Here is a 19,042-nt window from a genome sequence, read left to right on the forward strand (position 1 = left end):
CTGACTTTGCAAAAGCTTGCCAGCTCCCGGATTCTGAATGCCCCACTCCCGCCGTTATCTGCTTATCAGTCTCTGCGCCTTGTTTGTCGTCGGCCTCGCATGGCTGTACCAGCGCAGCACGACCCCTGTGGTGCCTGAAGCGATCAAGCGCGGTTACAGCGAAGCGCTGACCCAGGCCCGTGCCGGCCAGCCCGGCGCCGCTCGCGTGCTGTACCAACAATTGGGCCGCCCCGATTTGTCGCCCAAGCGGCGCATCTGGTTGCATGCCGAACTGCCCAACTATCCGAGTTCGGTGGCTCTGAAACTCGCGGACGCCGACTTGAAACATGAGTCGCCCGATGTGCGCATCGCCGCGATCAAGAGCATCAGCGGACTGGTGCCCAACGGCCAGCGCAGTTTGTTGCTCGGGCCGTTGCTGGAGGACAGCGACCAGAATGTGCGGTTTGCCGTCGTCAACGCCTTGCTGGGCTTGTCACCGGATGACCTCGGCTTGTATTTCGGGCCGCTGGAACAAGCCATCGATGCCTGGGAGCAAGTACTCAAAAACGCGCCGGAAAGTGCCGAGAATGACTACCAACTGGCTCGCCTGCATTTACACAATGCCGAATTCAAGGAAGCCCAGCAGGCGCTTGATAACACCCTGCGCCTGGCCCCCGACAACCTGCCGGCGCTGGTCATGCAGATTGACGTGCTCGATAAACTGGGACAAAGCGATGCCGCCCAGCAACTGTTGGCCAGGCAATTGAAGGCGCAGCCCGATTCGGCCTATTTGCAGCATGCCCTCGGGCTTTGGCTGCTCAATCATGGCCAGAGTGAATTCGCCCTGCTGGGGCTGTCCAAAGCCGTGGAGCTCGAGCCGGACAACAAGGACTACCGCTATGACCTGGCCACTACCCTGCACGGTGAACAGGAGCTCGAAGCGGCGCAGAAGCAATTGCAGGAGATCGTCCAGCGCCACCCGAACGATCGCAGGGCGCGAGTGCTGCTGATCAACTACTGGAAGGAAAGCGGACAACTGCAGAACGTGCAGATCCTGCTGGCACAACTCGAACAAATGAATCCGGACGATCCGGCCCTGCAGCAGGGTCTCTGATATCCCGCCGTAAATTTTGTTGAACGCTCGTCTCGACCAAAGGTCAAGTGAATAGGCAGACCATAGTGGCACTCAGCGCCCACTGCCTCGTTCCCCTAGTCAAGAGAGGGCATTTTTTGTCTATATCCCACGAGTTGATCAGTGTAAAAGCCGCCACCGGTATCGAAGGGCTGGATGACATCCTCGATGGCGGACTCTCTCGCGGCCACGTGTTTTTACTGGAGGGTGAACCGGGCACCGGCAAAACCACCGTTGCCCTGCACTTTCTGTTGGCCGGCGCCCAGGCCGGCGAACGCTCGTTGTACATCACCCTGTCCGAAACCGAACGCGAACTGCGCCAGGGCGCCCGCTCCCACGGTTGGGAACTGGGTGAAAACGTGCATATTTTCGAACTGACGCCGCCGGAAAGCCTGCTTAATGCCCAGCACCAGCAGTCGCTGCTGTACTCCTCTGACCTGGAGTTGGGCGAAGCCACCAAGCAGATCTTCGAAGTGGTCGAACGCTTCAAGCCAACCCGCGTGGTGCTCGACAGCCTGTCTGAAATCCGCCTGCTGGCGCAAAGCTCATTGCGCTACCGCCGGCAGATCCTTGCGATAAAGCACTACTTCGTGCGCTACGACGCCACCGTGTTGCTGCTCGACGACCTGACCACCGAGTCCCTCGACAAAACCGTGCACAGCGTGGCCCACGGCGTGATTCGCCTGGAGGAACTGACCCCCAACTACGGCGCCGAACGGCGGCGTATTCGGGTGGTGAAGTACCGAGGCCAGAAATACCGTGGTGGCTTTCATGACTTCACCATCATGGGTGATGGCGTGCATGTGTTTCCGCGCCTGGTGGCCGCCGAACACCGCGGGCGCTACCTGCGCCAGCAATTGACCAGCGGCATCACGGAAATGGACGCCCTGCTCGGCGGCGGTATCGAAACCGGCTCCAGCACGTTGATTCTCGGTCCGGCCGGTACCGGCAAGTCCCTCATCTCCATGATCTTCGCGGCCGCTGCCGTGGCCCGGGGTGAAAAAGCCGCCCTGTTCATTTTCGACGAGGAACTGGGTCTGCTGTTTGAGCGCATGAAAAACATCGGTATCGATTTGCAGGGGCTGCAGCGCAGCGGCAACTTGCTGATCGAACAAGTCGATGCCGCTGAACTGTCCCCCGGCGAGTTCTCCCACCGGGTTCGTCGCTGTGTCGACGAGCGCAACATCAAGACCGTGGTCATCGACAGCATCAACGGTTACCAGGCGGCCATGCCCGAAGAGAACGCCCTGGTCCTGCACATGCACGAGCTGCTGCTGTACCTCAATCGTCAGGGCGCCGCGACCTTCATGACCGTCGCCCAGCATGGGCTGGTTGGCGACATGCAAGCCCCGGTGGACATCACCTATCTGGCGGACACCGTGATTCTGCTGCGTTACTTCGAAGCCGTGGGCAAGGTGCGCCGGGCGATTTCGGTGATCAAGAAACGCACCGGCAGCCATGAATCGACCATCCGTGAATACCGCATCAGCAGCCACGGCATGACCATCGGCGAGCCGCTGGAATCATTCCAGGGCGTTTTGCGCGGCGTTCCCACTTATATGGGCGCCAGCAACCCGCTGCTCGGGGAAGAAAGCCCATGACGGCGGTCGAAGCCACCTCCGAGCGCGCGATCATCCTCGCGCCGCTGGGACGTGACGGCCAGATCGCCTTGATGTTGCTCCGTGAAGCGGGTTTCGACGGCGTTATCAGTGCGGGTCTGGTCGAGCTATGCCGCGAACTGGAACAAGGTGCGGGGTTGCTGCTGATTTCCGCCGAGGCCTTGCTGGGCATCGATCTGGAACCCTTGCTGGGCCTGATCGAGCAGCAGCCAGCCTGGTCGGACCTGCCAATCGTATTGTTGACCCATCACGGTGGCCCGGAACAAAACCCTGCCTCACGTTTTGGCCCGCAATTGGGCAACGTCACCTTCCTTGAGCGACCCTTTCATCCGGAGACATTGATCAGCCTGGTGACCACGGCCCTGCGCGGACGTCGACGACAATATGAAGCCAGGGACCGGCTGGTCGACTTGAGCCAGAGCGAGCTGCGCCTGCAGAACACCCTCGAAACCCTTGAGCAGCAAGTCGAAGAGCGCACCGCGCAGTTGCGTCACAACGAAGAAGTGTTGCGCCAGTCGCAGAAAATGGAGGCGGTCGGCCAACTCACAGGCGGTATCGCCCATGACTTCAACAACATGCTGACCGGCATCATCGGCAGCCTGGAGTTGCTGCGCCGGCGCCTGGCCCGTGGCCGCACCGAAGATCTGGACAGCCTGATCGACCTTGGCGTGACGTCAGCCAATCGCGCGGCGGGCCTGACTCATCGGCTGTTGGCGTTCTCCCGCCGCCAGTCGCTGGACTCCAAGCCGGTGGAGATGAACAACCTGGTGATCTCCATGGGCGAATTGCTGCAACGCAGCATCAACGAAAGCATTCGCCTGGAAATGCAGCTGAGCGAGCGTCTATGGGTGGCCGAGGCCGACCCCAATCAACTGGAGAGCGCCCTGCTCAACCTGGTCATCAATGCCCGCGATGCCATGCCCGACGGCGGCAAGTTGGTGGTGCGGACTGCGAACCAGCAACTGGATGCCGGCTTCACCGAAGCCCACAGCAACCTCAAGCCGGGTGACTACGTGATGCTCAGTGTCACGGACAATGGTTGTGGCATGCCGCAAAGCACCATCAGCCGTGCCTTCGATCCGTTTTTCACCACCAAGCCCATCGGCCAGGGCACGGGCCTGGGCTTGTCGATGATCTACGGCTTCAGCAAACAATCCCGGGGCCACGTCGCCATTCAAAGCGAAGTAGGCGAAGGCACCACGGTGAGCCTGTTCCTGCCTCGCTTCGGGGGCGACCTGCCCCAGGTCAGTCCGGTCGATCGCCAACATCCTCTGTTCGCGCAGAATGGCGAAACCGTGCTGATCGTCGAAGATGACCCGGCGGTTCGCGTGTTGGTGAGTACCGTGTTGAGTGAGCTGGGCTATGCCTTCGTCGAGGCCGGCGATGCGGACAGCGCGTTGCCGATTCTTGACTCGCCGCAGCGTATCGACCTGATGATCAGTGATGTCGGCTTGCCTGGCATGAACGGTCGACAATTGGCGGAGATCGGCCGACAGCACCGGCCCGGGCTCAAGGTCCTGTTCATCACCGGCTATGCCGAGCACGCGGCGGTGCGCGGCGGTTTTCTTGACCCCGGTATGCAGATGATCACCAAACCGTTCACTTTCGACCTGTTGACGGCGAAGGTGCGGGAGATGATCAGCGTCTGAAGAGCTCACCTGGCAGGCGTTGCCAAAGGGCAGCGCCTGCCGCCATCAGGACAGCATGTCCTGCATCATTTCCTGCAGCACATCCAGATCGAACGGCTTGGCGAGAATAGGCGCGGTGCGCGTGATCGGGCTGTCGGTTTCACGGATTTCCTGCGGGTAGCCACTGATGAATATCACCTTGAGTTCCGGTCGCAGCTTGACCGCGGGCTCGGCGATCTGCACGCCGGAGATTCCGCCCGGCAGGCGAAAGTCGGTGATCATCATGTCCAGGTGTGGCTTGCTGGCGAGGATCTCGAAGGCCTGCTCACCGTTTTCGGCCTGCAGTACCCGGTAGCCCTCCCCCGACAGGTAGGCGGTGAGTATCATCAGAATCGAGGGGTCATCTTCGACGATCAATACGACGTCTTGTGCATCTTCACTCATGGGAAGCCTTTGTTCGGTCAATAGCTGCTGATACGACCGTGAGGTCGATCAGAGGTTGCGTTTATCGCGCCGTTTTCCTACAGCGGCAGACAAACGCGAAACAGGGCGCCTTCGCCAATCCGGCTTTCGACGGTAATGCTACCGCCATGGGCGGTGACAATCTGTTCGGAAATAAACAATCCCAGCCCGAGCCCGGCGACGGCGTGTTTGGCCGTGACGCGCTCGAACTGCTGGAAAATCCTGTGCTGGTTCTCTTCACTGATGCCGATCCCGAAATCACGCACTTCTACCCGTGCTTCACCGTTCTCACTGTACACCTTCACGGTGATCGGGCTCTTGGCCCCGTAACGCAAGGCGTTGGTCAGCAGGTTGGAAATGACCTGCTCGATACGAAACTCATCCCAGTTGCCGATCACCGGTTGCTCGGCCACCAGCGTCACCGAGGACTCGGCGGCCTCGATCTGCGCGGCGAAGTTCTGCAATACATGGCGAACCCGTTCCGACAGATCGAAGCGTGTCGGTCGGATCGACAGCTTGCCGGTGCGAATGCGCGACACATCGAGCATGTCTTCGATCAGGCGGATCAGGCTTTTGATTTGCCGTTCGTCGCGGTCGACCATCGCGTGCATCTTGTCGAGGGTAAAAGCGGCCGCGTTATCACGGGCCAGATGCATCTTGCGCAACTGGGTTTCGAGGATCAGGCCATTGAGCGGCGTGCGCACTTCGTGGGCAACGATGGACATGAAGTCATCGCGCATCCTCACGGCCTGCTCCAATTCCAGTTGGGTACTCTGCAAGCGGTTGAGCAACGCTTCCTGTTCGCGCCGGCTCTGTTCCAGCTGCTCGACCTGCTGCTTCATCGCCTTGCTCTGACGAAACAGCTCGACGAACACATTGACCTTGCTCTTGACCGCATGAATGTCCAGCGGTTTGTGCAGGAAGTCCACGGCACCGCTTTCATAGCCCTTGAACGCGTAGTTCAGCTCGCGACCGGCGGCGCTGACGAACACGATGGGAATGTGCTTGGTCTTTTCCGTGCCACGCATCAACTCGGCCAGTTCGAACCCGTTCATGCCAGGCATCTGCACGTCGAGAATGGCCATGGCAAATTCGTGCTGCAACAACAGCGACAAGGCTTCGTCGGCGGAAAGCGCCTTGTAGACGATGCGGTCTTCACGCTTGATCAGCGCTTCAAGTGCCAACAGATTTTCCGGCAAATCGTCGACGATCAGCAGTTTGGCCTGAATATTACTTAGCATGCGATGTGTTCCAGCTCGACAAGCAGACGGCCGATGCCGTGAATAGTGAGAATGTGGTCAGGCTGGTGAATGTCCAGCGCCGCCAGGGGCATGGTCGCGACCTGCGCCTCGTCCGGGTCTTGCACGACCGTCAGCCCGCCACATCGCTTGACCTGTGCCAGACCGTGGGCCCCGTCGCGATTGGCGCCGGTCAACAACACGGCGAGCAGTTTCGGCCCATAGGCATCGGCGGCCGATTCGAACAGGTAGTCGATGGCGGGCCGCGAATAATGCACGCGCTCTTCAAGACTCAAGGAAAAGCTGCGGTCCTGCTCCACTGACAAGTGATAACCGGGCGCGGCGAAATACAGGGTTCCGGCTTCGACCTGGGTTTTGTCGCCGGCCTCCAGCACCGGCAAGGCTACCCGTCGGGCAAAGACTTCCGCCAACTGGCTGCGACGATCATCCGGCAAGTGCAGCACCACAATGATCGGCAACCCAAAGCCTTTACGCAGCGGGGTGAGGATATTGAGCAACGCTTCTACCCCGCCTGCCGAGGCGCCGATCACGATTGCTTCTATGGAAGGCAAGCCCATGGCGTTGTTCATGATTTACGGTAGATCCGTTCCAGTTTGACCAAGGGCTCGAATTGATTGCCATAGGCCGAAAAATCCGGGGTTTCCTTGCTCCCCAGCACCAGAAATCCACGGTGGCACAGTGACTCGTGAAACAAACCGAATGCGCGATCCTGAAGTTTTTTATTGAAATAAATCAATACGTTACGACACGAAATTAATTGAGTTTCCGAGAACACACTGTCGGTCGCCAGGCTGTGATCGGCGAACGTCACGTTCTCGCACAGCGACTTGTCGAATATCGCGTAGCCATAGGCTGCCGTGTAGTAATCGGCGAAGGAGCGCTGACCACCTGCGTGCTGATAGTTGGAAGTGTAGGCCCGGACATTCTCCATCGAGAAAATGCCTTGCTTGGCTTTTTCCAGCGAACGCGGATTGATGTCGGTGGCATAGATGATGGTGCGGTCCAGCAGGCCTTCTTCGCGCAGCAAAATCGCCATCGAATAGACCTCTTCACCCGTGCTGCAACCGGCGATCCAGACCTTGATCGACGGGTAAGTCCTGAGCAGCGGCACCACTTCCTTGCGTATGGCCAGAAAGTGCGAGGGATCACGGAACATTTCACTGACCGGAATCGTCAGCAGCTGCAGCAACTGCATGAACGCCTTCGGATCGTGCAAGACCTTTTCCTGCAGGGCCGAAATGGTATTGCACTCGAACTGGCTCAGCGCATGAGTGACCCGGCGCTTGATCGAAGCGCCGGAATAATCGCGAAAATCATAGCTGTACTTCAGGTAGATCGCCTCGATCAACAAGCGCAATTCGATTTCGCTGTTTCGCTCCCCTGGATAATGGCGCTCCACTAGATACGTTCCATTTTCGGTAACCACACACGGATCAGCGAAAACAGACGATCCAGGTCAATGGGCTTGGCCAGGTAATCGTTGGCGCCTGCCTGCAGGCAGCGCTCCTGATCGTCCTTCATCGCCTTGGCCGTCACCGCAATGATCGGCAGCTTGCGCCAGCGCGGGTCCTTGCGGATCTCGATGGTGGCTTCGAAGCCATCCATCTCCGGCATCATTACGTCCATCAACACCAGATCGATGTCCTCGACTTCATTCAATCGATCAATCGCCTCAAGGCCGTTCCGGCCAATGATCACGACTGCCCCCTTTTGCTCCAGTGCGCTGGTGAGGGCGAAGATGTTGCGTACGTCGTCGTCCACCAGCAGCACTTTGCGCCCCTCGAACACCTTGTCGCGGCTGCGGGCGGTCTTGAGCATTGTCTGTCGTTCATGGGACAGCCGGGATTCGACTTTGTGCAGAAAAAGTGTGACCTCATCCAGCAAGCGCTCCGGCGAACGCGCGCCCTTGATAATGATTGAGCGCGAATACTTGCGCAGCTCGGTTTCTTCGTCCCGGGTCAAGTTGCGCCCGGTATAGACGATCACTGGCGGAAACGAGCAGATGTCTTCGGTGGACATGCGTTTGAGCAGGTCATTGCCGAGCATGTCCGGCAGTTTGAGGTCGATGATCATGCAATCGAAGATCGTGGTGCGCAGCAGATCCAGTGCATCCTGAGCCAGGCCGACGGCGGTGATTTCGATGTCATCGTCGCCGATCAGGCGGGAAATGCTATCGCGCTGCAGATCATCGTCCTCCACCAGCAGCACGCGTTTGACTTTCTGGGTCAGCTTGGCTTCCAGGCGCGCAAAGACGTCCTTGAGTTCTTCGCGAGTGGTCGGCTTGAGCGCATAACCGATGGCGCCCATGTGCATCGCCGCCTCGACCCGGTCTTCGACGGAAATCACGTGCACCGGGATATGCCGGGTTTGCGCGTGCTCCTTCAGGCGTTGCAGGACGGTCAAGCCGGAATGATCGGGCAGGCGCATGTCCAGCAGGATCGCGTCGGGAGTGAACTCGCGGGCCAGGTCGTAGCCTTCATCGGCAGCATGGGCCACCAGGCACTGATAACCCAGTTCATGGGCAAGATCGTAGAGAATTTGCGCAAAGTTCGGTTCGTCCTCGACCACCAGAATGCAGCGGGTAGCGAACGGTGCCCTGTTGCGGTCATCGTCGAAGCGCGGGATGTCTTCGATTACCCGCGGCGCCAACGCGGCCGGCGCCGCAGGCGGGGCTGGCGCTAGCGCTACCGAACGCATCGGTTCGACGGGGTCCTCACCCGGTTCGACGTATTGTTGCGGCAAGACCAGGGTGAATACACTGCCCTGCCCCGGCATGCTGCTGACGCTGATGGAGCCGCCCAGCAAGGCGGCCAGGTCGCGGGAAATCGACAGGCCCAGCCCGGTGCCACCGTAGCGGCGGTTGGTGGTGCCATCGGCCTGGCGAAAGGCTTCGAAAATGCTTTCCTGCTGATCATCGGCGATGCCGATCCCGGTGTCGCGGACACTAAAGGCAATGCCGTGGTTGGGCGCCGAGGCAACGCTGAGACTGACACTGCCCTTTTCGGTGAACTTCACCGCGTTGGACAGCAGGTTCTTGATCACCTGCTCCAGGCGCTGGCGGTCGGTGAAGATCAACGCGGGAGCGCTGTCTTCCAGCGTGACGTGAAACTCCAGCTGCTTGTCCGTGGCCAATGCCTGGAACATCCCGCGCAAGCCGTCCACCAGACGTGCGACGCTGGTGCTTTCCGGGCGGATCTCCAGTTTGCCGGCCTCGACCTTGGAAATATCGAGTATGTCGTTGATCAGGTTGAGCAAGTCATTACCGGCGCTATAGATCGATTCGGCAAACTTGACCTGTTCGGCGCTGAGGTTCTCCTGAGGGTTTTCCGCCAGCAATTTGGCCAGGATCAACGAACTGTTGAGCGGCGTGCGCAGTTCGTGGGACATGTTGGCGAGAAATTCCGACTTGTACTTGCTGGAGCGCTGCAGCTCTTCAGCGCGCTCTTCAAGTTGATGCTGGGCCTGATTGAGCTCGGTGTTCTTCAGGTCCATGGCGTCGCGTTGCTCGGCCAGAATCGTTGCCTGTTCGGCGAGTTGCTCGTTGGTCTGCTCCAGCTCCACCTGCTGGGTTTCCAGGTGCGCCTGGGACTCCTTGAGGATCCGCGACTGTTCTTCGAGTTCTTCGTTGGCGGTCTTGAGCTCTTCTTGCTGCACCTGCAGCTCTTCGTTGAGTTGCTGGGTTTCGGCCAACACTTCCTGCAGGCGCTGGCGATAACGCGCGGCCTCAATGGAGGTGCCGATGTTGGCCGCTATCAACTCAAGCAATTCGATGTCGCGGTCGTTCAGTGGGCGCAGGAAACCCAGTTCGATGACGCCATTGACCCGGTCGTCGTCGCTGGTCGGCACCACCAGCACGCTGTGTGGCAAGCCCTGGCCGAGGCCGGAAGTAACCTTGAAGTAGTCGCTCGGGACGTTGTCGAGGCGGATCAGGCGCGCCTGTTGTGCCACCTGGCCGACAATGCCTTCGTCACTGTAGATCTGCTGATCGATGGCTTCCTGCTCACGCGAAAAACCGTAGGACGCCACGCGCCTGAGGCCGCCGTGTTCTTCACGGACATACAGCGCCGCCACGGCGCTGCCCAGGTACTGCGCGCAGAACTGCAGGATGTTGCGCCCGAGCAAATTCAGGCTCAGTTGCCCCAGTACCTGCTCAGCGAGCTCGGTCTGGCCATTGCGCAGCCAGGCCTGCTGTTCCAGGCGACGGGCGCTGGCCTGCTGCGCGGCAAGGTTGGCGCTGTAACTGGTGGACAGATTGAGCAGGTCGCGCCGGCCGATATAAGCCAGCAAGCCACTGATGGCGGCGATGAACAACAGGTAAAGTCCGATGCTCCAGACCGTCGTGCGCCTCACCTCATCGTTGCGGGTGGTGCGCAGTTGCTGCTCCATGTCGATCACGTCTTCGAATTGCTTGCGGATCTCATCGGTCAAGCGCTTGCCTTTTCCAGCCCGAACCGCGCCGCGGTAATCGCCGCTGGATCGCTGTAAATCGATCATGCTTTGCGCATAGTTGGCCCATTCCTGTTGCAAGGCCTGCAGCCGGTGCAGACGGTCGGTCTGGGCCGGGTTGTCGCCCGTCAAATCGAGCAAGGTCGTGAGTACGACCTCGATTCTCGGCTTTGCCGTTTCGTAGGGCTCGAGAAATTTCTCGTCACCGCTGAGCAGGAAACCGCGCATGCCGGTTTCCAGGTCGACCGTCAGCTTGAGCGCTTCATTGGCGTTATTGATCACCCGGTCCGTGTGTTCGACCCACTGGATCGTCGACAGCAGGTACATGATCAACGAAACGAAGAACACAGCACTGATAACACCAACACCCAGCGGCAGGCTGATGTTGCGGCTCAGGAGTTTGCGGAACCGTTGCTCATCAACTGAAGACTCAGAGGTCATAGTCAAGCCTTGTCCAACTGGTGAAAACCAAGGAGTTTGCCCCATAACCGGCGCATTGATCCAATTTTCTGATGCATTTTCGCGCAAAATCCTACCTCTCAGCTGCTTTGGCCCTACAGGAGCGGTTATCCTTACCGCTACTGTCTCACTACTCTTTTTACAGCCTGTCGGGAACTTGTCGGCAGTCGCCATTTACTCATGCAAGAGGCCGGCGATTTCGATCGACTGGCCACCCTCCCCACTTTTCGAGATGTCCGCCATGCCTGCCAACTCCTCCATCATCCTGGTCGTCGAAGACGATGCCATCGTGCGCATGCTGATTGTCGATGTGCTGGAGGAGCTGGAGTTCAAAGTTCTTGAAGCCGATGGCTGTGAGCAGGCGCTGGATTTTCTCAATGACGAGGACCAGCACATTGACTTGATGATGACCGATGTCGGCCTGCCAGTGATGGATGGCCGAGAACTGGCCGCTCAGGCGCGCATGCTGCGCCACGATCTACCGGTCTTGTTTGCCAGCGGTTATGCCGAAAGCATCGAAGTGCCCGAAGGGATGCATGTGATTGGCAAACCCTTCTCCATCGATCAGTTGCGGGACAAGGTCAAGAGCATTCTCGAGTGAACCTGCTACCGGCCATGGTCTAATACCGCCCCCTCGTAAATTTGTCTGCCCCCTGCACGCTCCAAGGAAACCCCGTACATGAGTGAACCTCGCGCAACCAGAGTCCTGGTCATTGGTTACGTCTGGCCCGAGCCCCGCTCCTCCGCAGCCGGCGGCCACATGATGCAGATCCTTGAGACATTCCTGCAGCAGGGTTGGGACATCACCTTCAGCAGCCCGGCCGGCAGCGGCGAACACCGGGCTGACCTGACGGCGCTGGGTATTCGTGAGGTGCCGATCGAGTTGAATAACAGCAGCTTCGACACGTTCGTCCGCGAACTGGCCCCGGATGTGGTGCTGTTCGATCGCTTCATGATGGAAGAGCAGTTTGGCTGGCGCGTCGAGAAACATTGTCCCCAGGCACTGCGCGTGCTGGAAACGTCCGACCTGCAAAGTCTGCGCGATGCCCGGCATCAAAGACTCAAGGCGCGATTGAAGGCCAGTGATGACGCCAATGACTTCACGGACTTGTTTGCACCGGCGTTGCGCGAAGAGTTCGAGTTCATGGCCGATACCGATCTGGCCAAACGGGAGATCGCCGCGATTTATCGTTGTGACTTGAACCTGATGATCTCCGAGGTGGAAATCGAGTTGCTGGTCGAGCAGTTCAACCTTCCGCGAAGCCTGCTGCATTGGTGCCCGCTGATGGTTGATCTGCCGAACCAGCTGCCGGTACCGTTCGAAGACCGTGCGCACTTCCTGCACATTGGCAACTTTCGGCATGCGCCCAACTGGGATGCGGTGCTTTGGTTGAAAACCGTCATCTGGTCAATGATCCGCGAGCAGTTGCCTGGCGCGCAGTTGCATATCTATGGCGCTTACACGCCGCCCAAGGCAACCGCGCTGCACAATGCCGGCCAGGGCTTTCACGTGATGAACTGGGCGGAAGATGCGTTGCAGGTCATGTCGGCGGCTCGGGTGAGCCTGGCGCCACTGCGTTTTGGCGCGGGAATCAAAGGCAAAATCGTTGATGCAATGCTCTGCGGTACGCCGACTGTCACCACGCCAACAGGCGCCGAAGCCATGCACGGCTCGCAAGCCTGGCCCGGAGCCGTGTGCCGAACCGCCCGCGAGTTCGCCAGTAACGCGGTGCGCTTGCACACCGACAAGTCTGATTGGCAGCAAGCCCAGTGCCAGGCCCAGGCACTGCTCGCCAGCCGCTACCAGCAGTCCACCCATGGCCCGGCCCTGATTGAAAAGCTGGAGTATTGCCAACGGTATCTGGCGCAGATCCGCCGGGATAACTTTACCGGCAGCATGTTGCGCCACCATCAACACAAGAGCACCCAGTACATGGCGCAATGGATTGAGGCAAAGAATCGCGTTCCAGAAAAAGTTATATGACCTACGGCGCTCCAACATAGACAGGACGTAATAACGCTGGCAGAAGCCCCTACGATGGTTTTTATCTACGAATGGTTCAGCACCACACGAAGCCGGGGCACGCGCTGCTGCATCATCAGCACCGATTTTTTCGAAGAATCCGACATCGTCCGCTATTGCTGGAGCGCCAGCAGCATGAAAGCCGTTTACGGCCACGCGCTCCATGAGTCCACAAGGTCTCGCTAGACGTCATATTGCGGCAAACTGGCATTTGCCACTGCGCAAAGGGCATGATCACGGTGCGTTAACAAGAAAAGCGTGCCGACATGACTCGTACTGCCAGAGTAACCGACCCTTCCTATGAGCTGATGGATGACCACAACGGGTTGTCCATCATCTACCGCCAGCACGGGTTTCCCTGCCCGCTGGTACGCTGGCATTTCCACAAGGAATACGAGTTGCACCTGATTGTCGCCAGCTCCGGCAAGGTGTTCATCGGCGACTACATCGGCAACTTCTACCCCGAAAGCCTGTTCCTGACCGGCCCGAATCTGCCGCACAACTGGATCAGCCAGGTGGCCGAAGACGAAGTGGTGCCCAAGCGCGACATGCTGGTGAACTTCACCGATGAGTTGTTCGACAGCGGCTATCAGGTGTTCGCCGAGCTCAAGACCCTCGCCCCGCTGCTGGAGCGGGCGCAGTACGGCATCGAATTTCGTTGCAAGCACACCATCCGCCAGGCGATGGACCTGATGCAACGCATCGCCGATACGCAGGGCGTGACGCGGCTGGGGCACTTTTTCATTCTGCTGGGATTGCTCGCAGCCACTGACGACTATCAGTTGTTGTCCGGCGCCACGACGCCGCAACTGGCTGACGAGCACAACATCGACCGCACCAACCGCGCGGTGGATTACATCTTTGCCCACTACGCGCGGGAGTTGCCGCTTGAAGAAGTCGCCGAGCACCTGGGCATGAAACCGACCTATTTCAGCCGGGTGTTCAAACAGGCCACCGGGCGCAATTTCATCGAATTCGTCAATCGCCTGCGCATCAGTAAATCCTGCGAGTTGCTGGCCGACGGCGACAAACCGGTGACCGACGTCTGTTTCGAATCGGGCTTCAACAATATTTCCAACTTCAACCGGCGTTTTCAACAGCTCAAGGGCATGACGCCGTCCCATTACCGGCGGTTGGTGGTACAGCGTCTGACCGAGCAAAACCACGGCTGACATCACCCGTCCCCGGGGGAGCTGGCTTGCCAGCGATGAGGCCTGCGCAACCAACATCTCTATCGACTGATCCACCGCCATCGCTGGCAAGCCAGCTCCCACAGGTTTTGACCTGCCTGGTGTCGAAAACCTGTACGGATTCGATATCACTTCACCGCTGAAAAGCCCTTCCCTGCGTCTACCGCTCTAAACCCCAGTGCAAAAAAGTATCGATTCAAGTGCGACGGATGATTTGTTTCGCCGTGAATTGAAGGCTGTAATCAGCGCAGATTCTTCCTACAAGCGGAAGACACAAAAACAATAACCGTCCTTCTGTCCCCCCTCGGGAGCAGAAAAGGAGTGCACGATGCAACCTTCTGTAAAAGCTCTGCTTGCCCTCACCTGCATGACCCTCAGCAGCGTCAGCCTCGGCGCCCAGACCCTGACCATCGCCACCGTCAACAACAGCGACATGATCCGCATGCAAAGGCTCTCGAAAACCTTCGAGGCCGAACATCCGGAGATCAAGCTCAATTGGGTGGTGCTTGAAGAAAACGTCCTGCGTCAGCGCCTGACCACCGACATCGCCACCCAGGGCGGGCAGTTCGACGTATTGACCATCGGCATGTACGAAGCGGCACTGTGGGGCGCCAAGGGTTGGCTGGAACCGATGAAGGACCTGCCGGCGAGCTATGCCCTCGACGATGTGTTCCCCTCGGTGCGTGAAGGTTTGTCGGTAAAGGGTTCGTTGTACGCACTGCCGTTCTACGCCGAAAGCTCCATCACCTACTATCGCACCGACCTGTTCAAGAACGCCGGGCTGACCATGCCCGAGCGCCCGACCTGGGAACAGATCGGCGAGTTCGCCGGCAAACTCACCAACAAGGATAAAGAGCAGTACGGCATCTGCCTGCGCGGCAAGGCCGGTTGGGGCGAGAACATGGCGTTGATCACCACCCTCGCCAACGCCTATGGCGCGCGCTGGTTCGATGAGCAATGGCAGCCGGAATTCACCGGCGCCGAGTGGAAAAACGCGCTGAACTTCTACGTCGACACCATGAAGAAATCCGGCCCGCCGGGCGCATCGAGCAACGGTTTCAACGAAAACCTGGCGCTGTTCAACAGCGGCAAATGCGCGATCTGGGTCGATGCCAGCGTCGCCGGCTCGTTCGTCACCGACAAGACCCAAAGCAAAGTGGCCGATCACGTCGGCTTCACCTACGCCCCGCATCAGGTCACCGACAAAGGCTCGGCATGGCTGTACTCCTGGGCACTGGCGATCCCGACCAGTTCCAAGGCCAAGGATGCGGCGAAAACCTTCAGCGCCTGGGCAACCTCCAGGGAATACAGTGCGCTGGTTGCAGAAAAAGACGGCATCGCCAACGTGCCGCCAGGCACCCGGGCCTCGACCTACAGCGAGGCGTACATGAGTGCCGCGCCGTTTGCCAAGGTGACGCTGGAGTCACTGAAAGCCGCAGACCCGAGCAAGCCGACGCTGAAACCGGTGCCCTACATCGGCATTCAGTTGGTGACCATTCCCGAGTTCCAGGGCATTGGCACCCAGGTCGGCAAGTCGTTTTCCGCGGCGCTGATCGGTCAGATGACGGTCGACCAGGCCCTGACGGCGGCGCAGCAAACCACAGAGCGAGAGATGAAGCGCGCCGGTTATCCCAAGTAACCGCCACTTAACCTGTGGGAGCTGGCTTGCCAGCGATGAGGCCGGCACATTCAACATTGATGTCGACGGCTCAATCGCCATCGCGGGCCAGCCCGCTCCCACAGGGTTCGCGTCTATGTCAGGAATGTTGTTCTTTCCTGAACATGTATCTGCACCCAAACGGTCGTGATCACCATGAATACCTCAACTGCCAAAGCTCACATGGAAATCCCTCAACCGCTGCGTAAAAGCCGGTTGAGCAACCCAGGCTGGTTTCTGGTCAGCCCTTCGGTGGCGTTGCTGCTGCTGTGGATGATCGTGCCGTTGGGCATGACGCTGTACTTCTCGATGATTCGCTACAACCTGCTCAATCCGGGTGAAAACGAATTCGTCGGGCTGGAGAACTTCACCTACTTCCTGACGGACTCGGGGTTCCTGCCCGGGGCCACCAACACCCTGTTGCTGGTGGGCAGCGTGCTGCTGATCAGCGTGGTGTTCGGCGTGTTGATCAGTGCCTTGCTGGAGGCCAGTGAATTTCTCGGCCGAGGCATCGTGCGGGTGATGTTGATCTCGCCGTTCTTCATCATGCCCACGGTCGGAGCGCTGATCTGGAAAAACCTGATCTTCCATCCGGTGTCGGGCATGCTCGCCTACGTCTGGAAACTGTTCGGCGCGCAACCGGTGGACTGGCTGGCGCATTACCCGCTGCTGTCGATCATCATCATTGTCTCGTGGCAATGGCTGCCCTTCGCGATCCTGATCCTGATGACTGCCATGCAGTCCCTCGATCAGGAACAGAAGGAAGCCGCGCGCCTGGACGGTGCCGGGCCCGTTGCGATTTTCTGGCACCTGACGTTGCCACACCTGGCCCGGCCCATTGCCGTGGTGGTGATGATCGAAACCATCTTCCTGCTCTCGGTGTTCGCCGAAATCTTCACCACCACCAATGGTGGCCCCGGCTACGCCTCGACCAACCTCGCCTACCTGATCTACAACCAGGCGCTGGTGCAGTTCGACGTCGGCATGGCCTCCGCCGGCGGCTTGATTGCGGTGGTGATCGCCAATATCGCGGCCATCGTGCTGGTGCGAATGATCGGCAAAAACCTGACAGATAAAGCCTGAGGCCCGCGCCATGACCCTTCAACAATCCCGTCGCCTGCAAAGCCTGCTGCTCGGCACCCTGGCCTGGGCCATCGCGATCCTGATCTTTTTCCCGATCTTCTGGATGGTGCTGACCAGTTTCAAGACCGAAATCGACGCGTTCGCCACGCCGCCGCAGTTCATCTTCACCCCGACCCTGGAGAACTACCTGCACATCAACGAGCGCAGTGATTACTTCAGTTTCGCCTGGAACTCGGTGGTGATCTCGTTCAGCGCCACCGCGCTGTGCCTGCTGATTGCGGTGCCGGCGGCCTACTCGATGGCGTTCTACGAAACCCAACGCACCAAAGGTACGCTGCTGTGGATGCTCTCGACCAAGATGCTGCCACCGGTGGGCGTCTTGATGCCGATCTACCTGCTGGCCAAGAGCTTCGGTCTGCTGGATACGCGCATCGCGCTGATCGTGATCTACACCCTGATCAACCTGCCGATCGTGGTCTGGATGATTTACACCTACTTCAAGGACATCCCCAAAGACATCCTCGAAGCCGCTCGGCTGGATGGCGCGACCCTGTGGCAGGAAATGGTCCGCGTGTTGCTGCCGATCGCCAAGGGCGGGCTGGCCTCTACCGTCCTGTTGTCGCTGATCCTGTGCTGGAACGAAGCGTTCTGGTCGCTGAACCTCACCTCATCGAAAGCCGCGCCACTGACCGCATTGATCGCCTCGTACTCCAGCCCCGAAGGATTGTTCTGGGCCAAGTTGTCGGCGGTGTCGACCCTGGCCTGCGCACCAATCCTGATCTTCGGCTGGATCAGCCAGAAACAACTGGTGCGCGGCCTGTCGTTCGGCGCCGTGAAATGAATGCCCATTGTGGGAGCGGGCTTACCCGCGATGGACGTAAACGTTAACGCGGGCTGCCTCAACAAACGTGTCGCCTGTGAGTTCATCGCGAGCAAGCTCGCTCCTACAGGTTCAACCAAATAACCAACAGTGGAGGCCCACCACCATGGCCAACCTGAAAATCAAGAATCTGCAGAAAGGCTTCGAAGGCTTTTCCATCATCAAAGGCATCGACCTGGAAGTGTACGACAAGGAATTCGTGGTGTTCGTCGGCCCGTCGGGCTGCGGCAAATCCACCCTGTTGCGCCTGATCGCCGGCCTGGAAGAAGTCAGCGGCGGCACCATCGAACTCGATGGCCGCGACATCACTGAGGTCAGCCCGGCCAAGCGCGATCTGGCGATGGTGTTCCAGACGTATGCCCTGTATCCGCACATGAGCGTGCGCAAGAACATGTCGTTCGCCCTCGATCTGGCGGGCGTGCCCAAGGCTGAAGTGGAGAAGAAAGTCAGCGAAGCCGCGCGCATTCTCGAGCTGGGGCCGATGCTGGAGCGCAAACCCAAGCAACTGTCCGGTGGTCAGCGTCAGCGCGTAGCGATCGGCCGGGCCATCGTGCGCAACCCGAAGATTTTCCTGTTCGACGAACCACTGTCGAACCTCGACGCGGCACTGCGGGTACAGATGCGTCTGGAACTGTTGCGCCTGCACAAAGACCTGCAAGCCACGATGATCTACGTGACCCATGACCAGGTCGAAGCCATGACCATGGCCAACAAGGTGGTGGTGCTCAACGGCGGCAAGATCGAGCAAGTCGGCTCGCCCCTGGACCTCTATCACCAACCGGCCAACTTGTTTGTCGCCGGTTTTCTCGGCACGCCGAAAATGGGTTTTCTCAAGGGCAACGTCAGCCGTGTCGACAGCCAGGGTTGCGAAGTGCAACTGGACGCCGGCACCCGCATCACTTTGCCGCTCAGCGCTGCCGACCTGACCGTGGGTGGCGCGGTGACCCTGGGCATTCGTCCGGAACACCTGGAGCTGGCCAAGCCTGGCGACTGCACACTGCAAGTCACTGCCGACGTCAGCGAACGCCTGGGCAGCGACACCTTCTGTCACGTCGTGACCGCTTCCGGCGAGGCCTTGACCATGCGTGTGCGCGGTGATCTGGCCAGCCGCTACGGTGAGTCCTTGAGCCTGCATCTGGACGCCGGGCACTGCCATTTATTCGATGCCAACGGCGTGGCGCTGACCCGCCCACTGCGCGTTGCCGCCTGATTTCAGAGAACCTGT

The 19,042-nt window shown here is 59.3% G+C and carries 15 protein-coding genes and 1 pseudogene; 11 read left to right on the forward strand and 5 right to left on the reverse strand.

The genetic code is table 11. From position 1 onward, the window contains the following. The first annotated feature begins 37 nt into the window (after positions 1-37). The 3 genes from ACVWYU_RS04595 to ACVWYU_RS04605 all read left to right on the forward strand — a co-directional run bounded on the left by ACVWYU_RS04595 (position 38) and on the right by ACVWYU_RS04605 (position 4,379). Complete coding sequence (locus ACVWYU_RS04595; protein WP_390956198.1) at positions 38-1,093, forward strand: tetratricopeptide repeat protein; 1,056 nt, start codon at positions 38-40, stop codon at positions 1,091-1,093. A gap of 116 nt (positions 1,094-1,209) precedes the next feature. Continuing rightward, positions 1,210-2,712, forward strand: a complete 1,503-nt coding sequence (locus ACVWYU_RS04600; RefSeq protein ID WP_457372046.1) for an ATPase domain-containing protein — start codon at positions 1,210-1,212, stop codon at positions 2,710-2,712. Then, a complete protein-coding gene (locus ACVWYU_RS04605; RefSeq protein ID WP_247255868.1) occupies positions 2,709-4,379 on the forward strand; it encodes a response regulator in 1,671 nt (556 codons plus the stop codon). Before ACVWYU_RS04600 ends, ACVWYU_RS04605 begins: the two co-directional genes overlap by 4 nt. Before the next feature lie 45 nt (positions 4,380-4,424). Here the strand turns inward: ACVWYU_RS04605 and ACVWYU_RS04610 are convergent, their stop codons facing one another. From ACVWYU_RS04610 to ACVWYU_RS04630, 5 genes are all read right to left on the reverse strand, one after another. Continuing rightward, a complete protein-coding gene (locus ACVWYU_RS04610) occupies positions 4,425-4,802 on the reverse strand; it encodes a response regulator (protein WP_090321444.1) in 378 nt (125 codons plus the stop codon). 77 nt (positions 4,803-4,879) lie between these two features. Beyond that, a complete protein-coding gene (locus ACVWYU_RS04615; RefSeq protein WP_390956200.1) occupies positions 4,880-6,061 on the reverse strand; it encodes a hybrid sensor histidine kinase/response regulator in 1,182 nt (393 codons plus the stop codon). Next, entirely contained in the window at positions 6,055-6,648 is a 594-nt protein-coding gene (locus tag ACVWYU_RS04620; RefSeq protein ID WP_457372047.1) for a chemotaxis protein CheB, read from the reverse strand. Before ACVWYU_RS04620 ends, ACVWYU_RS04615 begins: the two co-directional genes overlap by 7 nt. Further along, positions 6,645-7,478 carry a CheR family methyltransferase gene (locus ACVWYU_RS04625; RefSeq protein WP_090321434.1) on the reverse strand — a complete coding sequence of 278 codons (834 nt, stop codon included), beginning with the start codon at positions 7,476-7,478 and terminating at the stop codon, positions 6,645-6,647. The genes ACVWYU_RS04620 and ACVWYU_RS04625 overlap by 4 nt, the downstream gene beginning before the upstream one ends. Beyond that, on the reverse strand, positions 7,478-10,966 hold the full coding sequence (locus ACVWYU_RS04630) for a response regulator (RefSeq protein ID WP_457372264.1): 3,489 nt from the start codon (positions 10,964-10,966) through the stop codon (positions 7,478-7,480). Before ACVWYU_RS04630 ends, ACVWYU_RS04625 begins: the two co-directional genes overlap by 1 nt. A 259-nt stretch (positions 10,967-11,225) precedes the next feature. Here ACVWYU_RS04630 and ACVWYU_RS04635 point away from each other — a divergent pair, with 259 nt between their 5' ends. The 8 genes and pseudogenes from ACVWYU_RS04635 to ACVWYU_RS04670 all read left to right on the forward strand — a co-directional run bounded on the left by ACVWYU_RS04635 (position 11,226) and on the right by ACVWYU_RS04670 (position 19,027). Continuing rightward, positions 11,226-11,585 carry a response regulator gene (locus ACVWYU_RS04635; RefSeq protein ID WP_390956202.1) on the forward strand — a complete coding sequence of 120 codons (360 nt, stop codon included), beginning with the start codon at positions 11,226-11,228 and terminating at the stop codon, positions 11,583-11,585. 78 nt (positions 11,586-11,663) lie between these two features. Beyond that, a complete protein-coding gene (locus ACVWYU_RS04640; RefSeq protein WP_457372048.1) occupies positions 11,664-12,968 on the forward strand; it encodes a glycosyltransferase in 1,305 nt (434 codons plus the stop codon). A gap of 63 nt (positions 12,969-13,031) precedes the next feature. Continuing rightward, positions 13,032-13,193: pseudogene (locus ACVWYU_RS04645) on the forward strand (phospholipase); the annotation flags it as partial. Between the two features lie 80 nt (positions 13,194-13,273). Continuing rightward, positions 13,274-14,179, forward strand: a complete 906-nt coding sequence (locus ACVWYU_RS04650; protein ID WP_457372049.1) for an AraC family transcriptional regulator — start codon at positions 13,274-13,276, stop codon at positions 14,177-14,179. 346 nt (positions 14,180-14,525) lie between these two features. Beyond that, positions 14,526-15,836, forward strand: a complete 1,311-nt coding sequence (locus ACVWYU_RS04655) for an ABC transporter substrate-binding protein (protein WP_390956205.1) — start codon at positions 14,526-14,528, stop codon at positions 15,834-15,836. A gap of 201 nt (positions 15,837-16,037) precedes the next feature. Continuing rightward, positions 16,038-16,937: a carbohydrate ABC transporter permease gene (locus ACVWYU_RS04660; RefSeq protein WP_236693137.1), complete on the forward strand. Its 900-nt coding sequence runs from the start codon at positions 16,038-16,040 to the stop codon at positions 16,935-16,937. A 10-nt stretch (positions 16,938-16,947) separates the two neighbouring features. Then, positions 16,948-17,778 carry a carbohydrate ABC transporter permease gene (locus ACVWYU_RS04665; protein ID WP_007936731.1) on the forward strand — a complete coding sequence of 277 codons (831 nt, stop codon included), beginning with the start codon at positions 16,948-16,950 and terminating at the stop codon, positions 17,776-17,778. Between the two features lie 145 nt (positions 17,779-17,923). Beyond that, on the forward strand, positions 17,924-19,027 hold the full coding sequence (locus tag ACVWYU_RS04670; RefSeq protein WP_457372050.1) for an ABC transporter ATP-binding protein: 1,104 nt from the start codon (positions 17,924-17,926) through the stop codon (positions 19,025-19,027). The last annotated feature ends 15 nt before the right edge of the window (positions 19,028-19,042 follow it).

The organism is Pseudomonas sp. TE12234 (genome assembly GCF_054061835.1).